20 protein-coding genes and 1 pseudogene are annotated in these 24,286 nt (G+C 43.6%); 18 read left to right on the top strand and 3 right to left on the bottom strand.

All coding sequences use genetic code 11. The features are described 5' to 3' along the window. On the top strand, positions 1 to 331 hold a 331-nt coding region (locus tag JMX92_RS11645; RefSeq protein ID WP_201545797.1), incomplete at its 5' end, for an RNA-guided endonuclease InsQ/TnpB family protein. Between the two features lie 101 nt (positions 332 to 432). After that, positions 433 to 1,167 carry an MOSC domain-containing protein gene (locus JMX92_RS11640; RefSeq protein ID WP_201545795.1) on the top strand — a complete coding sequence of 245 codons (735 nt, stop codon included), beginning with the start codon at positions 433 to 435 and terminating at the stop codon, positions 1,165 to 1,167. Between the two features lie 125 nt (positions 1,168 to 1,292). On the opposite strand, the gene JMX92_RS11635 is transcribed toward JMX92_RS11640, so the two are convergent. Further along, positions 1,293 to 1,859: a hypothetical protein gene (locus JMX92_RS11635; RefSeq protein WP_201545793.1), complete on the bottom strand. Its 567-nt coding sequence runs from the start codon at positions 1,857 to 1,859 to the stop codon at positions 1,293 to 1,295. Between the two features lie 654 nt (positions 1,860 to 2,513). Here JMX92_RS11635 and JMX92_RS11630 point away from each other — a divergent pair. The 6 genes from JMX92_RS11630 (at position 2,514) to JMX92_RS11605 (ending at position 13,385) form a co-directional block, all read left to right on the top strand. Next, positions 2,514 to 3,842: an efflux RND transporter periplasmic adaptor subunit gene (locus JMX92_RS11630; RefSeq protein ID WP_201545791.1), complete on the top strand. Its 1,329-nt coding sequence runs from the start codon at positions 2,514 to 2,516 to the stop codon at positions 3,840 to 3,842. 190 nt (positions 3,843 to 4,032) lie between these two features. Next, on the top strand, positions 4,033 to 7,116 hold the full coding sequence (locus JMX92_RS11625) for an efflux RND transporter permease subunit (protein WP_201545788.1): 3,084 nt from the start codon (positions 4,033 to 4,035) through the stop codon (positions 7,114 to 7,116). 99 nt (positions 7,117 to 7,215) lie between these two features. Further along, complete coding sequence (locus JMX92_RS11620) at positions 7,216 to 8,925, top strand: formate--tetrahydrofolate ligase (RefSeq protein WP_201545785.1); 1,710 nt, start codon at positions 7,216 to 7,218, stop codon at positions 8,923 to 8,925. A 553-nt stretch (positions 8,926 to 9,478) separates the two neighbouring features. Beyond that, positions 9,479 to 10,975: a cytochrome c gene (locus tag JMX92_RS11615; protein ID WP_201545782.1), complete on the top strand. Its 1,497-nt coding sequence runs from the start codon at positions 9,479 to 9,481 to the stop codon at positions 10,973 to 10,975. Between the two features lie 105 nt (positions 10,976 to 11,080). Further along, positions 11,081 to 12,679, top strand: coding sequence for a flavin monoamine oxidase family protein (locus tag JMX92_RS11610; RefSeq protein ID WP_201545779.1), 1,599 nt, complete (start codon positions 11,081 to 11,083; stop codon positions 12,677 to 12,679). A 52-nt stretch (positions 12,680 to 12,731) separates the two neighbouring features. Continuing rightward, the gene (locus tag JMX92_RS11605) at positions 12,732 to 13,385 is read left to right on the top strand and encodes a c-type cytochrome (protein WP_011961569.1); all 654 of its coding nucleotides are present in this window, start codon (positions 12,732 to 12,734) and stop codon (positions 13,383 to 13,385) included. 46 nt (positions 13,386 to 13,431) lie between these two features. Here the strand turns inward: JMX92_RS11605 and JMX92_RS11600 are convergent. Beyond that, positions 13,432 to 14,076: pseudogene (locus JMX92_RS11600) on the bottom strand (ATP-binding protein); the annotation flags it as partial. 172 nt (positions 14,077 to 14,248) lie between these two features. Between JMX92_RS11600 and JMX92_RS11595 the strand changes: the two are divergent. The 9 genes from JMX92_RS11595 to JMX92_RS11555 all read left to right on the top strand — a co-directional run bounded on the left by JMX92_RS11595 (position 14,249) and on the right by JMX92_RS11555 (position 22,860). Beyond that, the gene (locus JMX92_RS11595; protein WP_201545776.1) at positions 14,249 to 14,887 is read left to right on the top strand and encodes a TnsA endonuclease N-terminal domain-containing protein; all 639 of its coding nucleotides are present in this window, start codon (positions 14,249 to 14,251) and stop codon (positions 14,885 to 14,887) included. Beyond that, a complete protein-coding gene (locus JMX92_RS11590) occupies positions 14,880 to 16,883 on the top strand; it encodes a Mu transposase C-terminal domain-containing protein (protein ID WP_201545773.1) in 2,004 nt (667 codons plus the stop codon). The genes JMX92_RS11595 and JMX92_RS11590 overlap by 8 nt, the downstream gene beginning before the upstream one ends. Next, on the top strand, positions 16,883 to 17,779 hold the full coding sequence (locus JMX92_RS11585; protein WP_201545771.1) for a TniB family NTP-binding protein: 897 nt from the start codon (positions 16,883 to 16,885) through the stop codon (positions 17,777 to 17,779). The genes JMX92_RS11590 and JMX92_RS11585 overlap by 1 nt, the downstream gene beginning before the upstream one ends. After that, positions 17,737 to 18,942, top strand: coding sequence for a TniQ family protein (locus JMX92_RS11580; RefSeq protein WP_201545769.1), 1,206 nt, complete (start codon positions 17,737 to 17,739; stop codon positions 18,940 to 18,942). The genes JMX92_RS11585 and JMX92_RS11580 overlap by 43 nt, the downstream gene beginning before the upstream one ends. Then, positions 18,902 to 20,347 (top strand): hypothetical protein, encoded by a 1,446-nt coding sequence (locus tag JMX92_RS11575; protein WP_201545767.1) that lies wholly within the window; start codon positions 18,902 to 18,904, stop codon positions 20,345 to 20,347. The genes JMX92_RS11580 and JMX92_RS11575 overlap by 41 nt, the downstream gene beginning before the upstream one ends. A gap of 124 nt (positions 20,348 to 20,471) precedes the next feature. After that, entirely contained in the window at positions 20,472 to 20,708 is a 237-nt protein-coding gene (locus JMX92_RS11570) for a hypothetical protein (protein ID WP_201545765.1), read from the top strand. Between the two features lie 352 nt (positions 20,709 to 21,060). Beyond that, complete coding sequence (locus tag JMX92_RS11565; protein WP_201545763.1) at positions 21,061 to 21,414, top strand: IS3 family transposase; 354 nt, start codon at positions 21,061 to 21,063, stop codon at positions 21,412 to 21,414. A 12-nt stretch (positions 21,415 to 21,426) separates the two neighbouring features. After that, positions 21,427 to 21,870 carry a DDE-type integrase/transposase/recombinase gene (locus tag JMX92_RS11560; protein WP_265089784.1) on the top strand — a complete coding sequence of 148 codons (444 nt, stop codon included), beginning with the start codon at positions 21,427 to 21,429 and terminating at the stop codon, positions 21,868 to 21,870. Positions 21,871 to 21,984: 114 nt separating this feature from the next. After that, on the top strand, positions 21,985 to 22,860 hold the full coding sequence (locus JMX92_RS11555; RefSeq protein ID WP_201545759.1) for a helix-turn-helix domain-containing protein: 876 nt from the start codon (positions 21,985 to 21,987) through the stop codon (positions 22,858 to 22,860). A 71-nt stretch (positions 22,861 to 22,931) separates the two neighbouring features. Here JMX92_RS11555 and JMX92_RS11550 read toward each other — a convergent pair whose 3' ends face one another. Beyond that, on the bottom strand, positions 22,932 to 23,789 hold the full coding sequence (locus JMX92_RS11550; protein ID WP_201545756.1) for an EamA family transporter: 858 nt from the start codon (positions 23,787 to 23,789) through the stop codon (positions 22,932 to 22,934). Positions 23,790 to 23,885: 96 nt separating this feature from the next. Between JMX92_RS11550 and JMX92_RS11545 the strand changes: the two genes are divergently transcribed. Next, the coding region (locus tag JMX92_RS11545) for an IS5 family transposase (RefSeq protein ID WP_201545753.1) at positions 23,886 to 24,286 on the top strand (401 nt) is incomplete at its 3' end.

The following is a 24,286-nucleotide window of genomic DNA, read 5'->3' as shown; positions in this document are numbered from 1 at the left end:
TGATGTTAAATCACGATCATTCACTAATTCGATGACCAACCTAGCTAAATCGACATACGATGCAGGATGGTTTGAACTCAAAAGACAACTGGAATATAAATGCAAGTATGCAGGTTGTCAGCTTGAGATAGTGAATGAGAGTTACACTACCCAAACCTGTTCGTGCTGCCTTAAAATAAGTGATAGTAGTCCAAAAGGTAGAGCAGGTCTTGGAATAAGAGGATGGAGGTGTGCTGAGTGTGGCACATGGCATGATAGAGATATCAATGCCGCTAAGAACATCCTTGCGGTCGGGCTTGACCGTCTAGCTGTAGGAATTCCCTCGGTTTAGCGAGGGGAGGAAGTCAAAGTGATGATTTTAAATTGATCGATAAACCCATGTGCTGTTTGTTATAGTAAAAAGCCTCATAATCTTAGAGAGTATATCTATTTATGACACATTCACCCTTGTCACCAGGATCAGATAGCGCCCCCATTAGCCCTCCCCTGCATATCGCCACACTAAGCTGTGTACGGGCTGGAAAAGCCATGCCCTTCACTCGAGAGCAGCTTAGCGCCATTAATAAAATCCCTGTTAAGCAGCCAGTGGCCATCAATTACATGGGGCTTGTGAGCGATGAGCAGGCAGATCGGCGCCATCATGGCGGGCACCTAAAGGCAGTACATCAGATGTCTACGGCCACTTATGATAGGCTAAATATTGAATTTGGGCTTAAGCTTGAACCGGGGTTATTGGGTGAAAATTTAACCACCACGCCCGTTTTAGGTACAGACAATTTAACTGAGGCAAACGTATGTATGGGCGATGTCTATCAATATGGAGATGGCGAGAGTGCTGTACAGCTTTGCATCGTGCAGCCTAGACGGCCTTGCTATAAGATTAATGATCAAATTGGGGTGACGGCCAGTCATAGAAATATCGCCTCTTGGATCACCCAGCAAGGTCTCTCTGGCTGGTACTTTAAGGTGGTCAAAGAAGGGGTTATTGATAACGGTATGCCCGTCTATTTGATTGAGCGCCCTTATCCGTTTGCCACTTTACAATCGCTTTGGCAGCTTACCAATAGCAAAGAGCCTATTGAGGCCAGCATTATTGAGCCTTGGCTTGGCATAGACTGCTTAGAGGAAAGCTGGAAAAAAGCACTGATCAAAAAAGTACGGGCCTAACAAAAAAAAGACCCCAATAAAGTTATTGAGGTCGGTTATCTTTACTTGATATGCCCTAGTTCAGGGGCGAAGTTTGGATAACACGCTATTTTATTTGATAAAAAGCCTACTGCTTCATAAAAGGCCTACTGCGCTCTAATACGGCGGTTTTCTTGAACCTCTACTTGACCAGGCTGAGTGGCTTGTAGTTCACCACGCTTGTCCTTAATCTTTTGCTGCAAGGTAATGGCTGTCGACTGTGCAGTCACGCCCTCACCTTCACCCCATGCAGAAGTCATATTGGTGCTACCTCCAGCTTGAGCAGCGTTTTGCTGCGCTTGGGTCACTGTAGTTGCTTGAGCGGTGTCATCATCTTGTGCTTGGCCGGCGGCATCCTGCGACATTTGGGTGGTCTGTGGCATCTGTCTCATAGCCGCTTGCTGCTCAGCTGTGCTGTCGTCTACTTCTGCAGCGTCTACATCGGCTTGGGTATCAGCGTCATAATTGCGCTGATCATCAGCTTCTAACTCATCACCAGCCATATCCATATTGGCTTGAGCGGTGGTTACTGCATGAGCAGCGGCAGGGTTTTGAGCGGGGGCTGCCGCAAATGCGGTAGCTGATAGTGCCAATACACCTGTTATTAAGGTAGATACCATCAAGCCTTTTTTGGCTGCAGCTTTGGTTTGCGTGTCCGTATTGATCGCTTTCATAGTAATTCTCCATACTTTATTTTATGCTAAAGTAGTTTTTAATAAATAATTATTGAACAGTCTGTTAATAGTTAAGCCTAAACAGTTATCTAAGCTTTGAGCACACTTGGTAACTGCTCATGGCTGAGCTATCTCAATGACCGATTAAAAAAAGCGATTTATATCGCCTAGTCGTGATCCCTAATTAAACTTGTCCGTTTATAGTGAAAGTATAAAAATAGTGAAAGTATAAAAAAATATAAACGAGCCTTTGGAATTAACTTATGGGCCAAGCTTTTTATTTCGTTTTCTAGTATACGAGCACCAATTGCAATTTTTAGAGTGGCTTTGTAAAGTTTTTCTTGCCAGCTGTAGCTTTTAAGCGCGCTTACTTACTTGACTGTTATTTTTTGGTATATATTGCTGCTATAGCCACAAGCTTAGTAAATAAAGGGCTTTGATATAAAAATTCTTTTTATTAAGCTCTGGTTTTTACAATGACAGTTTTATAAACCCAAGCTTCATAGCATCATACAACACCCAGATTTAGTTTAACTGTACTTCATAATAGCGTTAAAAATTTACTACGATATCGCTCTAAACATAAGAGATATATTTAACGTATAATTTAAATTATTTTTTATTTATCCAAACCCCAGTGTTTGCGAGACTAATATGACTTCTTATTCTGATCCCAATAAAAAGACCCCTGATGAGGCGTCTACTGAGCTTAAGGTGGATGCAGCTGCTGCTACCCAAGGCCCTGATGATTTCAAGCCTTATACTGCCGCAGAAACCAAAGCCAAACCAAACTGGCTATGGGTATTACCCCTTATTTTATTGACCTTGGCGGTTGGTCTATTTGCCGGTCGTATGTGGGGCCAAAAGCAACTTGAAGACAACAGCGCAGAAACGCAGAGATCTGTCGTGCCTGAAGGCGGTACAGCTACTGGTATCACTGAAATAGAAAAGCCGGTCAATCAAAAGCCGGTACTGACGGTTGAAACCGTTACCCCAACTCAGTCAAGTGTGGCCAATGACATCTCAGCAGACGGTACCATCAGTCCTGAGACTACCTCTAGTGTGAGCGGAAAAGTAAGTGGGGTAGCTATTGATCAGGTTCTGGTACAAGAGGGAGCCCGAGTCAAAAAAGGACAGGTATTGGCCGTCTTTGATACCGATGCCATGCGCCAACAAATTATTCAGTCTCAAGCTGAGCTGGCAGAAGCTCAGTCTAGCTATGACTTGGCCAAGCGAGATGCCGAGCGGGTACTACCTTTATTAGAGATTAATGCCATTAGCCAGCAAGAAGCTGATCGTTATGTGGCCACTGCCAATCAAGCTGCCGCTTCTGTGGCTGCCTCTAAGGCGCGCTTGAACAATCAAAACCTAAATATGCAAAATGCCAAAGTAGTGGCACCCGTCAGCGGGGTCATTAGCGAAAAAAATGCCAATGTTGGCAGCGTTCCTGGTCCTGAGCCTTTGTTCACCATTATCGAGGAGGGCAAGCTTGAGTGGCAGGCCCAAGTGGATCCTAATAAAGTGGGAGAAATCAATATTGGTACGCCGGTGGAAGTGAGCCTACCCAATAATAAGAGCGTGGCCGGTAAGGTCACTCGTATTTCACCCACTGCTGAAGATGGCAGCCGCCAAATTACTATTTATGCCGCTTTAGCGCCTAATCCCAATGCGCGCGCAGGGATGTATCAACGCGGCACCTTTAAGCTTGGTAGCGATGCCAAAGTGACCATCCCTGTCAGTGCTGTGGTCAGTGAAGATGGCTATGATTATGTGATGCAGGTCAAAGCGGTGAAGGATGAAAATCGCGACACCATCTACCGCGTCAACCGAGTCAAAGTGAAGCTGGGTGAGCGTCAAGGCGACCGTGTGGTTCTGCTTGAGCCGCTACAAGGTGACGGCAATATCGTACGTCAAGGTGGCAGCTTCTTAAGTGACGGTGATGTGGTGACTTTGGCCACAGCCACACCCCAGCCAGCTAAGTAAGTAGCTTGAGGGTATCATCTATTCGCTGATACGACGGGACATCGATGTTGATGTCCTGTCCTTGGCATCGACAGTGACTATTTGTGCTGATCCTCAAGTTATACTGGCCCTCAAAGCATATTTATTAAACGTTATGGTTTATCTACTGCACCGCTGATTTCGACCCATTTGTCCAACCAGGATATTCTTTATGAGCCTCAACGTCTCAGCCTATTCAATAAAAAATCCCCTTGTGGCGATACTGCTATTTGTGCTTCTTACCTTAGGCGGTATCTATGGCTTCCTGAAAATGAAAGTGCAGCAGTTCCCTGATATCGACTTACCTGCTGTGGTGGTGACCGTCACCCTACCCGGTGCGGCACCCAGTCAGCTTGAGAATGATATCGCCAAAAAAATTGAAAATAAGCTGTCTAGTATTGAGGGGGTGAAGCACATGCGCACCACCTTACAAACTGGGGCGGCAACCATCGCAACTGAGTTTGTGTTAGAAAAAGACATTCAAGAAGCGGTAGATGATGTGCGCTCAGCCGTCGGTGAGGTACAAGGCGATTTACCGGCTGCCGCCAATGATCCTATTATCACTAAGGTAACCACCGCAGGCTTGCCCGCAGTCACTTATACCGTGGCCGCTAATGGCATCAGCCCCGAAGATTTATCTTGGTTTGTGGACGATATCATTAATAAGCGCTTATCTGATATCAAAGGGGTGAGTACGGTAAGCCGTGTCGGCGGGCTTGAGCGTGAAATCAGCGTTGAGGTCGACCCCATTAGTTTAAATGCGCTGCGCCTGCCCATCACTCAGTTATCTGAACAAATCACAGGGCTACAGCAAGACAGCTCAGGCGGTGAGTCAGAGGTCGGCAATAGCAAACAAAACATTCGCGTCCTAGGCGGGATACAAACGGCGCGTGAGCTTAATGACTTGCAAATTGCACTGCCTACAGGGGGTACTCAAGCGCTTGGCAGTATGGCAACCATAACCGATGGCACGGCTGATGTCTCCTCTATTGCCAAACTTAATGGCACCACAGTGGTGGCCTTTAACGTGACCCGCTCACGTGGCGCCAGTGAAGTCGAAGTGGTCAAGCTGGTCGATGCCGAGCTTGCCAGGCTACAAAAAGACATGCCCAATTACACCATTACCAAGGTGTTCGACCGTGCCACTCCCATTGATGAGGACTATCAATCGTCTTTAAGAATGCTCATTGAAGGCGGCCTATTGGCTGTGGTGGTGGTGTTCTTATTCTTACGTAACGTGCGCGCGACCATTGTTGCTGCCGTGGCTCTGCCGTTGTCGGTTATACCCACCTTTTTGGGGATGTATTTTTTTGATTTTAGCTTAAACCTCATTAGTCTGTTGGCCTTATCGCTAGTGGTCGGGGTGTTGGTAGATGATGCTATCGTTGAGGTTGAAAACATCATGCGCCACTTACGCATGGGTAAGACCCCTTACCAAGCGGCGATGGAGGCGGCAGATGAGATTGGTTTGGCGGTTGTCGCCACCACCTTTACCTTGATTGCGGTGTTCTTACCGACTGCCTTTATGAGCGGTATTGTGGGACAGTTTTTCCGTCAATTTGGCTGGACGGCAGCCATTGCCATCTTTGCCTCATTGATGGTGGCCCGTCTTATCACGCCCATGATGGCCGCTTATATCTTGCGGCCTGAAAAGCACCACACCGAAAAAAGTGGCCGAGTGATGCAGATGTACCTAAAAGCGGTGAGCTGGACATTACACCATCGCTGGATTACGCTTGGTACCACCCTAGTGCTGTTTTTTGCCTCCTTAACTTTGGTGAAGCTGCTGCCCACCACGTTTATTCCTGAAAATGACATCGACCAGACCCGTATTGGTATTGAGCTGACCCCAGATGCTACTTTGGAAGACACCTCTCGCATTACTCAGATGGTTGAGGAGAAGGTGTCAAAAATTGAGGGGGTAAAAAGCATATTAAGCGTCATTGGCGACCCACAGCAAGCCAGCTTGGACTCCACCGGTGGTGGCCGTGCAGAGAACGCTGCCAGTATGGACATTGTGCTTGAACCGCGCAATGCCAGACCGACCAAAATCGAGATTGAACGGGCCATTACCGAGGCCTTAACCGCTGTGCCGAGCGCCCGCTTCGATGTGGGTCTGTCTAGTGGCGGCGAGTCCGGCTATAGCTTCTCACTGACCAGCACCAACCCTGCCCTACTGGATCAAACCGCGCAGCAAGTGATGACCGAAATTCGCTCATTGCCACAAGCCGGCAGTGTCACTAGTGACCGAAGCTTGCCTCGTCAAGAGCTGTCCATCATCCCCAATCGCATGGCTATGGCAGATCAAGGCGCGACTACCCAAGGGGTTGCCGATACACTACGTGTGGCGACTATGGGCGACTATGAGCAGCGTTTATCTAAGCTTAATTTAGACACCCGTCAGGTACCCGTCGTGGTGCGTCTCCCCGATGAGGCAAAAAACAATGTCAGCCAATTGGGCGACTTATTTGTGCCCAGTACTGCCGAATCTGGTGCGCGGGTGGCAGAAGTGGCCGATTTAGCCTTTGGTACTGGCCCATCAGAAATCTTGCGCTTCGACCGAGAACGCGCCATCACTATCAATGTGCAGGTAGCAGGTGGTGAGCTTGGTGGTCTGGTCAAAGCAGTTAAGGCGCTGCCCTCATTGCAGCCAGGCAGTATCCCTGATGGGGTATCGCTCATTGACCAAGGTCAGGCAGAGAGCATGGCCGAGCTGTTCGGCGGCTTCGTGATTGCCATGAGTGTTGGTATCATCTGTATCTTTGGGGTGTTAATCCTTTTGTTTGGCAAGGTCTTGCAGCCATTTACCATTTTAATGGCGCTGCCTTTATCTATTGGTGGTGCTTTTGTGGGACTGGCCATTACTAACAGCAGCTTATCTATGCCCTCGATGATTGGCTTTATTATGCTAATGGGTATTGCCACTAAGAACTCTATCTTACTGGTCGATTATGCTATTTTGGCTGAGCGAGAACACGGCTTAAACCGCTTTGATGCGCTACTTGATGCCTGCCGCAAACGGGCGCAGCCAATTATCATGACTACCATTGCGATGGGTGCAGGCATGATGCCGTTGGTGTTTGGTTGGGGCTCAGCAGACCCTACTTTCCGTCAGCCTATGGCAGCGGCGGTATTAGGTGGTCTTGTGACCTCTACCTTGCTAAGCCTGATTGTCATACCTATGGTGTATACCTTTATGGATGACATATCAAATTGGTTTGGCAAATGGCTACGTCCGCATGGCAAGACCGACTAAAATTAGCGGCTTTTATCACATATAAATAGCGCCTAATTATAAATAACCCCCAATATTTTTTGCTATCTTTAGATGACCCTTTTTATTTGAGGCCTGATTATGACCGTCCCTAGTGATATTACTATTGCCCAAAATGCCACATTAAGACCTATTGTTGATATTGCTAAAAAAATAGGGCTTTCAGCAGATAAGATTGAACCTTATGGCTATTACAAAGCCAAGATTAACCCAAATGATGTGTTTGATATGCCCGCTAAGTCGAGCAATAGCAAACTGGTATTGGTCACCGCCATTAATCCCACTCCAGCCGGTGAAGGTAAGACCACCGTCGCCATTGGGCTGGCCGATGCGCTAAACCGTGTACATCATCAAGACCAAAACGGAAAACGTACTGTTGTGGCGCTACGTGAGCCATCTGTGGGTCCTGTGTTCGGCATTAAAGGCGGCGCAGCAGGGGGCGGCTATGCTCAAGTGCTGCCGATGGAGGATATCAATCTACATTTCACTGGCGACTTGCATGCCATTGGTGCGGCCAACAACTTACTTGCCGCCCTAATCGATAACCATATTTATCAAGGCAACGCGCTCAATATTGACCCAAAGCAAGTGGTGTGGCGCCGAGCGGTGGATATGAATGACCGTCAGCTGCGCAATACGGTCACTGGTCTAGGCAAGCCTGCCGATGGGGTAATGCGCGAAGATGGCTTCGATATCACTGTGGCCTCAGAGGTCATGGCGATTTTTTGTTTGGCCACTGATTTGGCAGATTTAAAGCAGCGCTTGGGCAATATCTTAGTCGCTTATAACCAAGACAAGCAGCCCATTTATGCTAAGGACCTCAAGGCTCATGGTGCCATGGCCGCCTTGTTAAAAGATGCCATTAAGCCAAACTTGGTACAGACCATTGAGGGCACGCCAGCCATCTTACACGGTGGCCCTTTTGCCAATATCGCTCATGGCTGTAACTCGGTCATTGCCACCCGTACTGCCATGCATTTGGCCGATTATACACTCACAGAAGCAGGCTTCGGTGCTGACTTGGGTGCAGAGAAATTTTGTGATATTAAATGCCGACTGGCCGGTCTTACCCCCGATGCAGCCGTGGTGGTCGCGACCATTCGTGCCCTTAAATATAATGGTGGCGCAGCCAAAGATGCACTAAAAAATGAGGACCTAACTGCGCTTGAGCAAGTACTGCCCAATCTAACTAAACACATTGAGAACCTACAAGAAGTATTCGGTCTGCCTGTGGTGGTCGCGATCAACCAATTTGAAAGCGACACGGCTGCTGAAATCGAGATGGTACGCAAAGCCTGTAAACGTCTAAAAGTAGAGGTGGCGTTAACTCAGGTGTGGGAAAAAGGCGGCGCTGGTGGCGAGGATTTGGCCCGCACCTTGTTGGCGCTGTTAGAGACACATAACGACCAGCCGCAAAACTTTGGGTTTGCGTATGACAGTAACAAACCTATTGTCAATAAAATACGCACTGTCGCCCAGCGCATTTATGGTGCCAATGATGTGGATATCAGTGTGACAGCGGCAGCGAAGATTAAGCGATTAGAAGCGTTGGGGCTTGATAAAATGCCTATTTGTATCGCCAAGACTCAATACTCGCTCAGCGATGACGCCAAGCTATTAGGGCGACCCACCGGCTTTAACATTCATGTGCGTGATATCAGTGTGTCTAACGGCGCCGGCTTTATTGTGGTCATCTGTGGCCCTATCATGAAGATGCCCGGCCTACCAAAACATCCTTCTGCCGAAAACATTGATGTCGATGAGAAGGGGAACATTACCGGACTGTTTTAACCATAACAGCTCCTGTTTATGCCTCCTATTTGTGAAACCTATGAGCAGCACTTTGGTCTTTACCAATGTGCTGCTTTTTAGTGATACAGCCTAGTTTGCCTCGATTCTAGGTGCAGATTTATCAGGCCTATTTTTAGCGCATGATAGGCTAAATCAGTTGATATCACTCGCTTAGTGTATATTCTCTAAAGTGACTTTGTTTAGGAATTGTTAACTAAATGAGCCTTGTGTTTACAATTCTGTTAAATTTCAGTAAGGTCATAACTAGACCACCCTTAAGCCTTTCTCAAGGCAGCTTAAAAGCAAGGATGATAGGGGCGATGAAGGATCAACAACAAGCAGTACACATGGTACTGTGATTTTCTGCCCTCCTTAACCGCTTCGTTTAATTCAAATCCCCTCCTTTTATCCGCTTGCTGTCAACCGTTGTTTTTTATCGACATTAAGGGATGGGTGTATGTTTTATTTTTAAGCCAATTTGACCCTTATTGTTATGTTGTCGCCCTTATCCACCCCTTAAGCCAGCACTATTTGCTAGCCCAATGAGGAAGTTATGAAGCCTATTGCCCCCCTATTTGCCCGCTCGCCTGTCCGTTCTGTCGTCGTCAGCTTACGCCGCATCCCTGCGCTGCCTGCAGCTAACCCGACCGTATTGGCCACATTATTGGGCGCTTCGCTCAGCCTGCCTATGAGCGTTGCCCATGCCGCTCCTGAGGTTATGCCCTCATACAATGCCAGTCAAAGCGAGCAGGTCAATCGCGGCGCTTATGTGGCGCGTCAAGCCGACTGTATGGGCTGTCATAAAGAGGACTACTCAGGCGGCGTGGCAGTCGAGGCACCGATGGGCACCATTTATGCCACCAACATTACCCCTTCAATACAATATGGTATCGGTAACTACACCGAGCAAGATTTCAAAAACGCCTTAACCAAAGGTAAAACCCCGACCCACCGTCTATACCCAGCCATGCCTTATCCTGATTATAACGCCATGAGCGACGAGGATATCTCAGCTTTATTTGCCTACTTTAAGACGGTCCCTGCCGTAGATGAAGCGCCTGAGCATAAGACCCAATTGCCTTTCCCCTTTAATATTCGCACCGTGATGCTCGGCTGGAATATCGTCAATATGCCAAAATGGCAAGCCCGTGATGGCCTAAATGACACCCAAAAATACGGTCAATATTTGGTCGATAATCTCGCCCACTGCGGCACGTGTCATACACCGCGCAATACCACCTTCGGTTATGACATGAACAACTACCTAAGCGGTGCTATGCTGGGCAATTGGCATGCACCCAACATCACACCTGATGCCAGCAGTGGTATCGGTAACTGGAGTGAGGCGGACATTGTCACCTATTTGCGTCAAGGCAAAATCCATCAAAAAGCGGTGGCTTCAGGCCCCATGAATGAAGTGGTGTATAACAGCACCCGCTATCTTAGTGACAAGGATTTAAGCGCCATTGCCAGCTACCTAAAAGCGGTACCTGCCATTACCACCGAAGACACCGTGCAACCAGTTAATAGCGCAGCCTTACCGAGTGAACATAGCCCCAACATGACTTTTGATCTGTTGGCGCAGATGGATTATCTCAAGCAAGCCAAGGCTCAAGCCAAATCACCCGGTGAGTCTTTGTATCTTAATCAATGTGCAAGCTGTCACGGGGTCAATGGTTATGGCCAGCCTGATGCTGGTTATGCCCCTATCGTTGGTATCTCAAGTCTCAGACGGGACAATCCTGCACCTGTCATTAATGTGGTGGCGCACGGTATTCAACAAGTACCAAATACCCGTCCTAGAATGCCAGGCTTTAAAGACGAGCTGAGCGCAGAAGAAATGGCGCAAGTGGTCAACTATGTTCGTACTACCTTTGGCGGTCTATCCAATAGTGACGTATCTGCTGATGATATTAATGGGCATTTGAACCGAGGTGACAGCGCCCCTTTTTTGATTAAAAATGCCGGCTGGCTTGCTGTATTAGGCATTATCGCTGGTCTGATTGTATTGGTTTTATTGATTCGCTGGCTGTTTCGTCGCCGTGCTTAAAAATGAATAAAAACTGACTCAAAGCATATTTAAGAAAAACACATATAAAATGGCCAAAATCGTTTTGGCAAAAACCATATGGCCAAAAGTAATAAGGATAAGACCATGCTAGACAATCTAAAATCGCCCACACGCCGGCAGCTGCTCACCATGATAGGCAAAACAGCCAGTGGTGCAGCCATGTATCAAGCCATGACTACCTTAGGCTTTGCTTCTGAATCTAGCTTTAAAAAAGAGCTTGAACTTACTGGGGCGCCAGCAGGAGCCAGTATTATAGTCTTAGGGGCAGGACTTGCCGGTTTGACCGCCGCTTATGAGCTAAGAAAGGCGGGCTATAAAGTCACCGTTTTGGAGTATCAAAATCGAGGTGGCGGCCGCAGTATTACCTTAAGGGGCGGCGATAGATATACCGAGCTTGGTGGTGAGGAGGTCACTTGCGATTTTGAAGAGGGCAACTACTTTAACCCAGGTCCTTGGCGCTTGCCCAGCCACCACTATGCGGTTTTTCATTACTGCAAAAAGTTTGGGGTTGAGATGCAGCCATTTATTCAACAAAACAGCCGTGCCTACTTACATCGCACCCAACACTTTAACGGGGCACCGCAGCGACTTGGTGATGTGCAACATGACATCCAAGGCCATGTCTCTGAGCTGTTATCAAAGGCGGTCAATGTCGGTAGCCTAGACCGTCAAGTGACAGGCGAGGACAAAGAAAAGCTGTTAGAAGCCTTAAAGGGCTGGGGCGCACTCGACAAAGACTATAGATATAAAAAGAGCCTTGAAACCAGTAAACAGCGGGGCTTTTCGGTGTATCCAGGTGGCGGATTAATGCCCAATGAGCAAGCCTCTACCCCGCTACCCTTAGATGATATTTTGCAATCAGGGGTATGGGGCGATATTTATGCCAACCACACCAACTATATGCACAGCCCTACGATGTTTCAGCCGGTGGGTGGGATGGGCAAAATCGGTGATGCTTTTACCCGTGAATGCCAAGATATGATTACGCTCAATGCCAAAGTCACCGAGATTCGCCAAGATGATTCTGGTGTTACCGTCTCTTATGTCGATAGTAATAATGAAGCCGGTCCGGTTAAAACAGCACGCGCTGACTGGTGTGTTTGTACCATCCCCTTATCAATATTGAGCCAGTTGCCCATTAACGTCTCAAAGCCAATGCGCGATGCCATAGCAGCTGTGCCTTATGAGACGTCATTTAAAGTAGGTCTGGAATTTAAACGCCGCTTTTGGGAGGAAGACGAATGGATTTATGGCGGCGTAACCTATACGGATATGCCGATTAAACAAATCTCTTATCCATCACAAGACATGTTCAAATCAGGCAGTGGCGTATTGCTAGGTGGCTATGGGTATGGCCCCACCTCTTACAAATTTAACTCTTTAGCGCCCCAAGAGCGTATTGAAGCGGCCTTAGCTTACGGCAAACACATTCATCCTCAATATCTAAAAGAGTTTCGCTCAGGGACATCCATGGTCTGGCACCGTATGCCTTGGACCCTAGGCTGCTACGGTATATGGACCAAAGAGACCCGTGATCAGCATTACAAAACGCTGTGTAGCATTGATAACCGTATCGTATTGGCCGGAGAGCACTGCTCACATATTCCTGCCTGGCAAGAGGGCGCCATTTTATCGGGCCTAGATTCCGCCAATCGCTTACACCAACGTGCCAAAGCAGTCTAACCCATGACTGTTCTTATTTGTCATGGATTACACAATAAAGAGGCTCTTTAATATGAAACACCTAACCTATCCCTCATTGCCTAATATGGGCATGCTAATTATGACCTCAGCCTTAGCGGTATTAACAGGCTGCTCGTCACAGTCTGATAAACAGGCTACCACCTTAGCCCAGACCACAGATAGCTTTAGCCAAACGGCTGTCTCCCCTGAAGTTGACCCGTATGCCAGCCGCAATGACGGGGCTTGGGGCGGCGTATATATGAGCGAAGCTGAGCTGACTGACTCTAATCGCCATATCGTAGATGTGAATGCTGTGCCACCCTTTGATAAGGACCCAAGCTTAGAGAAGTGGAATGAGAAGTTCGGCTTTGAGCATGCTTATACCACCACAGATGGCAAAAAGCTGTATCACGACTCTTGTGCTGCCTGTCATATGCATAAAGGTGAAGGCGCCCACGGTGCCGGTTACTATCCACCGCTGGCCAACAACAGTAAGATGCAGTCTAAGTACTATGTGCTAGACATCTTGATTAATGGATTTAGGGGTATGCCCTCATTCCGAGGTATGCTAAATGATGAGCAGATGGCGGCGGTAACCCAGTATATTGCTCAAGATTTAAATGGCTTTGACGTCAAAGTGACGGCAGAAGATGCCGCACAGCTGCGTCCTGCTGAGCCGCCCACGTATGATCCCTCGGATGAATAAGCGCTGTTATTACAATTACAAATAATAGGTAACTTATAATATCGCCTTATCCCCCCCGATAGCTAAGCGCCTCACTTAGATGAGGCATTTTTATATCGGTACTGTTTGCCAGATCCGCTATGGTTCGCGCTACCCGCAGTAATCGGTGGTAGCCTCGGGCAGATAAATTCAGCTTATTTTGTGCCATGGCTAACAGCTGTTTTTCACCGTCCCCTAGGGTAATATGCTCATCCATCTCGCTTGGGGTAAGCTCACTGTTGGGTTTGTTCTGGCGTAGCTGTTGGCTATTATAGGCAGCCGTTACCCGCTGCCTGACAATCTCAGAGCATTCGCCCGGGGCATTACTTTGTAAGTCTTTAATGGGCAATGCAGGCACACTCACTTGCAAATCAATACGATCTAATAGCGGGCCTGAAATTTTATCCTGATAACGCTGAACTTGTTCGGGTCGACAGCGGCAACGGTTTGAGAGATCGCCTTGATAACCACAAGGACAAGGGTTCATCGCCGCTACCAATTGAAAATTAGCCGGAAAAGTTGCTTGTTGATTGGCCCGGCTAATGGTGATTTGCTTTGATTCTAAGGGCTGACGCAATACCTCTAACACTTTTCGATCAAACTCTGGCATCTCATCTAAAAATAAAACGCCTTTATTGGCCAGTGTAATCTCGCCAGGCTTAGGGCGTGAGCCGCTGTCAGTTTCAGAAATAAATGTCAAAATCACTCCATATATTGCACCTTTTAGGCTATAATTACCAGAAATAAATGTCGCATATTACCCGAAATAGATGTCAAATTCTTGCAAATAACCATAAATAGATGTCAACTTCTTAAAAACTACCAGAAATAAACATCATAAGATTATGAAACAAACACGAAAAATTCCTGCGGTTAGAAGAAGTGTTTCTGGCCATATTTCCTATAGAGGGGAACCTATAGCTTTTGAATCTACTTTAGAACGTGATTTTCTAATTTACCACTCGTTTAGAGATGATGTTATAGACATTGTTCCTCAACCTATAAGCATTCCTTTTAAGAAAAATGGCAGAACATATAACTACACGCCTGACTATTTTGTTCAAGTGAAGTCAGGTTACGGCAAATCGTTACTTGTAGAAGTTAAGCCTAAAAAGGAGTGGCAAGAAAACTGGCGAGAATGGTCAAGCAAATGGAAGTCAGCAATAGCGTTCTGTAAAGAGCAAGACTTCAAGTTTTCTATCTATGATGAAGATAGGATTCATCACTATGCTTTTGAGAACCTTCAATTTCTTGCTATGTATAAGAATATTGCGGTATCAGAAGATGAGGTTAAGGCAATTATTGAAGACATTAGGCTAAGAGGTTTCACCACTGTTGAATACATTTTGGAGCGTTACTTTAAATCAGAGCTTTATCGACAACATGGTAGAAGGTTAATGTGGTATCTAATGATAAACAAGCTTATAAAGTTCGATATTTGGAGTGACGTTCGTAGCGAAAAACTTGAGGTATGGTATGAATAACGATGAAGACGACATAAAAGCGCCAGTGGGTATTGAGGTTAAGAGCCACTTTACCCCTCTTGAACGTGGTTATATTCAAATGGTTATTGGCGGTCTATATGTTAATAAGACCGACAAAAAAGAGTATTTATTAGTTGAGTTTTTAGATGATATAAATCAAGCAGTATTCAAGGATTTATCTACTCTAAGCAACCATGTACTAAGTGTGCATGACTTTGAGAATAGCGTCTCAGAGAGCAATGTATCAGTAATAGTAGATTTAAACGAAATTAGCGATAAAGACTGGCAAAAAGCGCAACGTAAATACTTAGCTATAAAGCCTTTACTTGGCGGTGTAGGTTTTAAGTATAACGGTGTTAAAGGATACGAGAAACGAGCCGAAGAAGTGGGAGTCTCTAGTCGCACGTTAAGGCGTTGGGTTGAGCAGTACCAGTCCACAGGCTCAATAGGCTCTTTGTTGGATAGAAAACGTGGTTGGTCAGAGGGTAAGGCACGTATCGAACCTGAAACTGACAACCTAATTAATGAAGTTATTGATGATTTTTACCTTACCATTCAAAAACCCACCGTTCAGGCAACCATACGAGAAGTAAATAGGCGCTGTTTTAAAGAAGGTTATGAAAAACCTAGCCCTAACACCATCCGTAAGCGCATTCACGATATTAGTGAAGAAAAGATACTTAAAGGGCGTGGCCAACGTAAAAGAGCTAAGCAGAAATTTACTGCTAAGGCAGGACAATTTCCTAATGCCAACTACCCCTTAAGCGTCATTCAGATTGACCACACACCAATAGATATCATTCTTGTAGACGATAAATATAGAAAGCCTATTGGTAGACCTTATTTAACTGTAGCTATTGATGTTTACAGTCGTGTCATCACAGGCTACTACATTGCTTTAGACGCTCCTTCTGTTACCTCTGTAGGCATGTGCATTGCCCGAAGCATCTTAAGAAAAGACGAGCTTCTAACGAGCTTTGGTATCCATGATGCGACATGGAATGTATTTGGAAAGCCTGCAAAAATTCACGTTGATAACGGCTCTGATTTTAGAGCTGAAAGCCTTAAAAAGTCTTGTGCCTTTCATGGTATTGATATTGAGTTTAGACCATTAGCCAGACCTGAATATGGCGGTCATATTGAGAGATTAATCGGCACTTTAATGAAGCAGGTTCATGGACTGCCTGGAACAACCTTCTCTAATATCAAAGAAAAAGACGAATATAACTCTGAAAAACACGCTTCTTTAACCTTGCATGAGCTTGAAACGTGGCTTCTTACTTACATTACTAAAGTTTATCACGAAACCATCCACTCAAGCATTGGAAGGACTCCAAATGAGCAATGGCGTATAGGTTTATTCGGTGATGGTTATGATGCTGGAATTGGCATACCTGCCGTTCCTGAGAACGCTCAGACACTTATGCTGGACTTCATGCCTAGTATAGAAAGAACCATTCAAAGAAATGGTGTCACTATTGCTGGGCTTCAGTATTACGACGCAAGCCTTAATAACTATATCAACGCTACTGAAAATGAGGGTAGCAATAGTAAGACCAAACGTAAATTTACCTTTAGACAAGACCCAAGAGACATTAGCAACATCTGGTTTTATGACCCTGCGCTAAAGCACTACTTTAATATACCCTTGGCTAACCAAGCCTTACCTGCTATGAGTTTATGGGAATACAAAATACTCAAAAACAAAGTAAGAGAGCAGTCTGGAACGGTAAATGAGGCTTTAATATATCAGGCGTGGGAAGATATGCAATCTCTTGTCGAAAGCTCACAGCAAGCTACTAAGAGTTTGCGTAGACAAGAGCAAAGAAGGAAGTCGCATAAGAAGTCTCAAAAAGCCTACGATGGGCTTAAACAAGAAGATAAAGCTCAAGATATCTTGGATAAAGCAAGTATCACCTCTGGAGATAAAAAAAATGACACCAGTATCCCTGATATCGACTTAAATGATGATTTGTATTATGAGGATATCGACTAATGAACTCTACTCCATACTCACACATACACGAGAAGTTTAGACATATCGCTCACCTGCCTGATGATGAACGAATTAAGTTTATTCATAGTCCTCGTTGGATTGGCTATAAGACCGCTAATACAATCCTAAGTCTTATGCATGACTTAATGAACCGACCAAAACAACATCGTATGCCTAACCTACTGCTAATTGGTGATTCTAATAATGGAAAAACCACAATCATCAAGAAATTCAACGAGAAGTTTGGCGATACTTATGTTGATGATAACGACAGAATAAATGTACCTGTTCGCTTAATTCAAGCGCCTCCTTCCGCTAATGAAAAAGAGCTTTATATTAGTTTAATTGATTCACTAGGCCTACCCTTTAGAAGTAGTGATTCGGGTGGCATTTTGCGCCATCAAGTAGTCCATTCATTTCGTGAAGCCAATGTAAGAATCCTTATCATTGATGAAGCTCATTCAATGTTAACAGGTACGGCTCGTCAGCAGAGAACAATGATGAATGCCATTAAATACTTATGTAACCAAATTGACTTGCCTATTGTACTGTGTGGCACTAAAGATGCTGTGCGTATCTTACATACCGACTCTCAACATTCTAGTAGGTTTGATGTAGCTGAGCTTCCTGTATGGCGCAATAACAATGAGTTTAGAAGACTTTTAGGTAGTTTTGAGAAAATACTACCTCTGAAAGAGCCTTCAAATCTTATTGATATAGAAAAAACAAACTTAATTCACAGTATTAGTGACGGCAACTTAGGTAACGTCAAAAGGCTGCTAAACGAATGTGCGATTGAGGCAATTAAAACAGGTGAAGAAACCATCACTCTTGACATTATTAGAGGTAAATCATGTCTAAGACCGACCAAAGGTTTACGCAAGATTATTGGTTAAAAACACTACCTATAGCTACGGTTCAACCTCTAGTGTTTAAAACGAACTTTCGTAAAGACGAGAGCCTTACCTCTTGGTTGATTAGAGCTTCTTTTAACCAGTTTTGCCCTCCCCTAAGTTTTACATGGTATCACTGGAGACCGCTTAGACTATGGGTTTATGACGTTGATAAAGGGTTTGAACACATTGATGCTCAAATTCAAAAGGATATAGCCTGCTTAGCTGAGGTTGATGATGAAGATGTTTATCAACACACCTTAGCTTATTTTGCTAAGTGTATTGGAGCTAACATCAATAGCAAGGTTGCCTACCCTTGGACAACTCCTTTATCTAAGCGTAATCGATACTCACGTATAGGCAATCACTATTGTCCTGAGTGTTTAGAAAGTGATGATGAAGCATACTTATCAATTTTATGGCGCTTCTCTTGGGTTGTATGTTGCACAAAACATAAAATTGCTTTGCAAAGTAATTGCCCTCACTGCGATGCGCCTTATCAGCCTCAACTAATTCCGATTGATATTGGAAAAATTAATTACTGCTACATCTGTAATGAAAAGATGAACGCACTAACAGCTAAACTTATACCATCAGAAACAGTATGTGAGTATCAAGCAACTGCTATTTCAGTGTATAGAACAAAGAAAGGTATAGCGTTTAATCAGATGGTTGATATAGCAGATTGGTTTGAGAGCTTGCTGTTCTTAATAAACATGACCAAAAAGGCAGTGAATAACATTGACCATAAATTTGGAAAGATATTGCTATCGCTTGGTGTTCTTCATGCCATTGAAGAAATCACAGTACCAAGAAGCAGGCTTAGTTTCGACCATTTATCCGTCAAAGAGCGGCTGTTTTTGTTAGAGAGAGCCTACAGGCTTATGCAGATACCATTAGAGCAATGGATATTAGTTTGTGAGCAACACGATGCGACTCAAAATAGCTTTCATTGGTCAAAAGATACAATAATTCCAAAGCCTTTTTTGCCAGTTTACAACCAACTCCCTAAGTCAAATAAAGCAAAGAGAAAAGTTGATAGCAATCTAAACAATCCCACACCACCTAGTGTAGTTATAAATCACTGGGAGAGACTCAAACGTAAGATGGAAATGCAAAAAGCTTATGAAAAACACCGTGAAAACAACCAAGAAAAGCAGATGTGATTGCTGTGGTAAGCGCAATACCATCATTCAAAGGCGATTTAAGGGCGAAGGGTATTGCCCTAACTGCTATCGTACTTGGTTTGTTAAAAAACCCTGTGATAAATGCGGTGAGTCAAATAGGTTTCATAAAAAAGAGTCGGTGAATATTTGCCGTAAATGTATGAGATTAGAACCATGCATTCGTTGCGGTAGAGATGCCTTCAAAAATGGCGCTAATACTCAATATGGCAGAGTTTGTCAGACCTGTTATGCAGGCTATTTTAGAGATAAAAAACAATGCTTTGAATGCGGTGAGTTGAAAAGTAACGTTAGTAGTTACAGCACCTTGATGCACAACCAACCAGTTTGTGCCTCATGCTATCAAAAACACTTTAATGAAACCTGCGAGTCTTGTAGGCGTTATCGAAAACTAATTGATACAGATAACGGAAGGATTTGTAAAAAATGTCACGAACAAGGCCTAATTCCCTGCTGTAATTGCAACAAGCTGATGCCAGCAGGTTTAGGTGAAAGATGTTGGGATTGCTATTGGTTAGATAGACTGGCGCATGAGATTAAGCTCAATAGCTACTTATTTTCGTCTGATTCTGTCAAAAATGACTATCAAGAGTTTGTATCTTGGTTATCAACTAATAAGGGCGCTAAGACAGCTAAATTGAAGAACAATAACTTCATTGAGTTCTTTATTCGCTGTGATGAACTGTGGGGTGAAATCCCCTCATATAAAATACTGGTACATGAGTTTAAGCCTGAAGGCTTAAGACACAACCTGACTGTTCTAAGATGGCTTGTTGATACCAATAGAGTTACCGAGGACTTAGCGGTTAAATCTTATGTTGCGGAACAAGAACGCATAATAAAGCTACTCAATAAATTTAACTCCGAACTACCTCGTGAGGTTTCGCAATACCACAAATTTTTAATGAAAAGACACCACGCTAAAGAAATAGCTCTAAAGACCGTCAGAATGAATTTACAGCCTGTTGTGGGTCTTTATACTACTTTTAAAATTGAGGCTGGTTATACGCCAAATCAAGAGCAAATAGATGCATATTTACTACAAAGAAGTGGGCAGTATAACTCTTTGATTGGATTTATCAGTTTTTTGAATCAAGAATACGATAAAAATTTGAGATGTAATCGCCCTAAGCAAGATGAAGTCGCTAAAGCTACAAAAAAACAATTAGAAAAAACTCTGATGGAGATTACAAGCAAATCAGAACCTCTGACAGCTAAGGACAAGCTAACATGGTGTCAGGTAGCAATGGCATTGTTCCATAATACAACTATTAGTATCAAAAGCCTGAAGCTGGCTAAAACCAAGGATTTTGGCAGCGATATGCAGATTATTATTTACCGAAATAAGGAGTATTGCATTCCAAAGCCTATAGGTGATAAAAAATGATACAGTATAAAAGGTTAAATACTAAATGCTCATTTAGCCCTTATTATTCATGGGAAAGATATATAGTTCCAGCAGAACGAACACAGCTCCTTGCATTAGAATGAAATAATCAGACAAAAAAACCATGCTTAAAGTTAAAAAAGAACAATTCACTGCTGATATTTCTGAAAATGTAATCAGAGAAAAAATGCCTGAGGTATTAAAGCTATTATTGATTGATAGAACAACCTTAACTCTTAAGCGTAATATCATCGGGGCTACCCAAAACTACATTGAGTGTGGTAAAAAAAAGTACGCTGAAACTGCTCAAATTACACCAGATTTAATTACGGGTGATATAGGGGAACTCAATAGCTTTTGACAATATTTCACGAAAATTCACACTACATCTTTCTGGAACGCCCTTTAAAGCAGTTACTTCAGGTAAATTTAACGAAGATGAAATATTCAACTGGACTTACGCAGATGAACAATATACAAAAGCCACATGGGATAATCTAGAAGAAAATAACCCCTATGAGAAACTGCGTCAGCTAAACCTCTTAACGATTGTCTAAATTTAGTTGACCACTACACCCCGACGCAAGACGAGAGCTGTGCTCGATTGGGGCATCTGCTCTGCTAGCCCAAGACAACCTGAACATCTATCGATAGTGAATGAGTTAGCAGAGCTAGCAAACCTGAGTAAACAGAGGCTATGTGAACTGTTTAGTGTGGTCAAGAGAAGTTATTATTACAATGCTAAAGACAAACCCATAGACATTGAGTTGGTAAAACTTAAGGCCCTAGTCAGACAAGCGTTTGAGCAATCAAATAGCTCATCTGGCGCAAGAACAATATCTGCCATTGTCACCAATCAACATGGCATCAAACTCACCCGCTACAGAGCAGGTAAGCTTATGGATAAGATGGGACTGGTGAGTCGGCAAATGAAGTCGCATAAATATAAGTCAGATGATGCTTCTCATAAAGTGTATGACAACGTACTTGAGCGTCAGTTTGCGCCTACTGCACCTAATCAGGTATGGACAGGTGATGTGACTTATATTCGCATTAAAGGCGCTTAGTGCTACTTAGCCGTGGTCATGGACTTGTATGCTAGACGCATTGTTGGTTTTAAGCTGTCGGACAGTCCAAATACTGCACTGACCACATCGGCTTTAAAAATGGCATATCACATAAGACTTAAGCCTAAAGGCGTGCTGTTTCATTCAGATCAGGGTAGTCATTATACCAGTGAAGCGTATGCTCAGTGCGTAGCCGAGTGCAATGGTATGAGGCACAGTATGTCGAGAAAATGGAACTGCTGGGACAACGCCCCAACTGAGCGCTTCTTTAGAAGTTTTAAGACGGAGTGGATGCCAAAGAATGGCTATGAGGATATTGATGAGGCTAGACAGGCTGTGAGTGCTTATATTTGGAACTATTATCAGAATGTGAGACCACATAGCTTCAATGAGTATTTAACACCGTTCGAGAAAGAGAGACTATATTTTAATCAAAACCTCTTAAAGACTGTCTAAAAATACTTGACCACTATAGTCTAATGATAGACTATTTATATTCTCCAAAAAATCATCCTCTTTTAGTATCGTATATAAGGTGTTAAAGCATTAAATGAGTGAGGTATTAGGTAGATGAAAACAGGCTTTGATTTATCCACCCAATCTATATTAGCTTCTAGTGAGAGTGTTAAAAAATTAAGAAACTATCAGATAGGGGAGTCTAAGCAAGTTTCATTATGGCAAAACAGAGGAAAAGATATTGTTTATGACGATATTTTAGGTCATACCTTAAGTTATTACTTACAAGGTGGGCACAATAGCTATAGAAAAACAGATAAAAATAAAAGAGGATCACCGAAAAGCATCTGCGTTATACCTGAGGGGAGCTATTCTCAATGGCATCATTCAACAAATATATTATTCATACACATACATCTAACGAACCAAGAACTCAAGAGCTTTTATGCTGAAACTTTTAATAAAGATGCTAGATTATGTGCTTTACCTGAGATGACATACGAGAAAGTCAGTGATGTTAAAAATCATTTTGAGGAGCTATATGATCTCTTACCCTTAAACAACCCTGCTCTAATGGATGAAGTAACAAATGAAATCATGGTTAGGTTGCTCACTATAGTAGATAAACGAGTCAAACCACTGAACTTAAAAGGAGGGCTATCAAGACAGACAACTCAACGAATTAGAGACTATGTTGAAAGTAATATAAATCATAAATTAACATTGAAAGAATTAGCACAAGTCGCCAACCTTAGTCAATACCACTTTCAACGTTTGTTTCAACAAACATTTGGCGCTAGCCCAGCGCATTGGGTCAACAGGCGCAGAATTGCTATAGCAAAAGAATTACTCAAAACTTCTCCAGATTGTCCTTTAAGTATCTCGCAAATAGCCATTGATTGTGGTTTTTATGATCAAAGTCATTTTACGCACACCTTTAAAAAAACAACTGGAGTTACTCCTAAGAAGTACATAGCATTAATAAACTAACAATGTATAAGAAACCACTCATTTAGTCGTGAATTGAACAACAGGGCATAATGCTTGTCTACTATGATATTTTAAGTTTCTGATTTTATTTTTTGTCGGGGTTTTAAGCTAATAATATGACATATTAAGCCGATTAAAATAAAGCCACAGCCCAAGGCTTCTATCTCATTGAGAACTTCTTGGAACATAAAACGACCTATTATTAAACCGATAATAGGTATCATCAGTGAAAAGGGGGCGACATGAGCAGCTGGGAAAATTGACAAGGCTTTTACCCAAAAATGATAAGCAATAACAGTTGCAATCATACCTAAATAAAAAGCAGAGGGCAGACTGTTTATCACGTCACCTGTAGTGATGTCATTTAACTCTCCAGTAAAGAGAGCCATTAGTAAAAATGGAACTGGTAAAAGTGCACTTGCCCAAATAACTAGAGATATAGGGGTGTAAACCAAGTTACGTGACTTGCCCCATGAGATAACTACATTTGATAAAGCCCATGAAAAAGCAGCCCCACATCCCAATATTACAGGGAATAAGCCAGACCCTTCCTGTTTTGTATACAAGATAACCATTAACCCCATTAGACTTAAGAAAATAGCTAAAATTGTGGATGTAGAAATCTTTTGCTTCAAAACGATCAGTGAGAGAAGTGGGGTAAACATTACTTGTAACTGTACTAATAGCGATGCCATGCCTGAAGGAAGGCCCAACTTAATAGCACTAAACAGTAACCCAAACTGCCCCAAGCCAAACGTTAAACTATAACAAGCAATAAATATCAAAGGTACATTGGGCTTTTTAATAAAAAAGATAAGAGGTACTGAGGCAATCAAAAACCTCATAGAGGCTAATAAGAAAGGGCCAATCTGACTTACCCCTATTTTCATTACTGCAAAATTACAACCCCAAATAATAATAACAGGCAATACTAGGGCGTGTTGAACATTGGCGACAAATTAATGGCAAAAAAAATAGCGAACGGTTAATCTTTAAGTTCTCACACAAAAAAGATATCGTTCGCTATGCCTCGCACTATGCTCAAAGATGAACACTGGACAAGACTAAAACCTATATTACTAGAACTTAATATCTATGACAAAGAAAATCTTAGACAAACGGTTGAAGGCGTGCTTTATCGCATGCGTGTTGGCTGTCCTTGGCGCGACTTACCCGAGTATTTTGGCAAGCCTAATACCATCTATAAAGCTTACCAGCGCTGGTTTAAGAGTAATAAGCTGATTACGCTGTTTGCTTTATTAATCAAAGACGCAGACCTTGAATGGGTCTTCATTGATGGTACTCATATCAAGGCGCATCAGCACAGCAGTGGTGGCAATGAGAACCTACAATCTATTAGTAAAAGTGTGGCAGGACGCGCGACCAAGGTTCACTTAGCAGTTGATGCGCATGGCAATCCGATTAC

It is taken from the genome of Psychrobacter sp. H7-1, assembly GCF_904846585.1.
Taxonomy (GTDB): Bacteria; Pseudomonadota; Gammaproteobacteria; order Pseudomonadales; family Moraxellaceae; genus Psychrobacter; species Psychrobacter raelei.
This window is presented reverse-complemented; position numbering and strand designations above follow the sequence as displayed.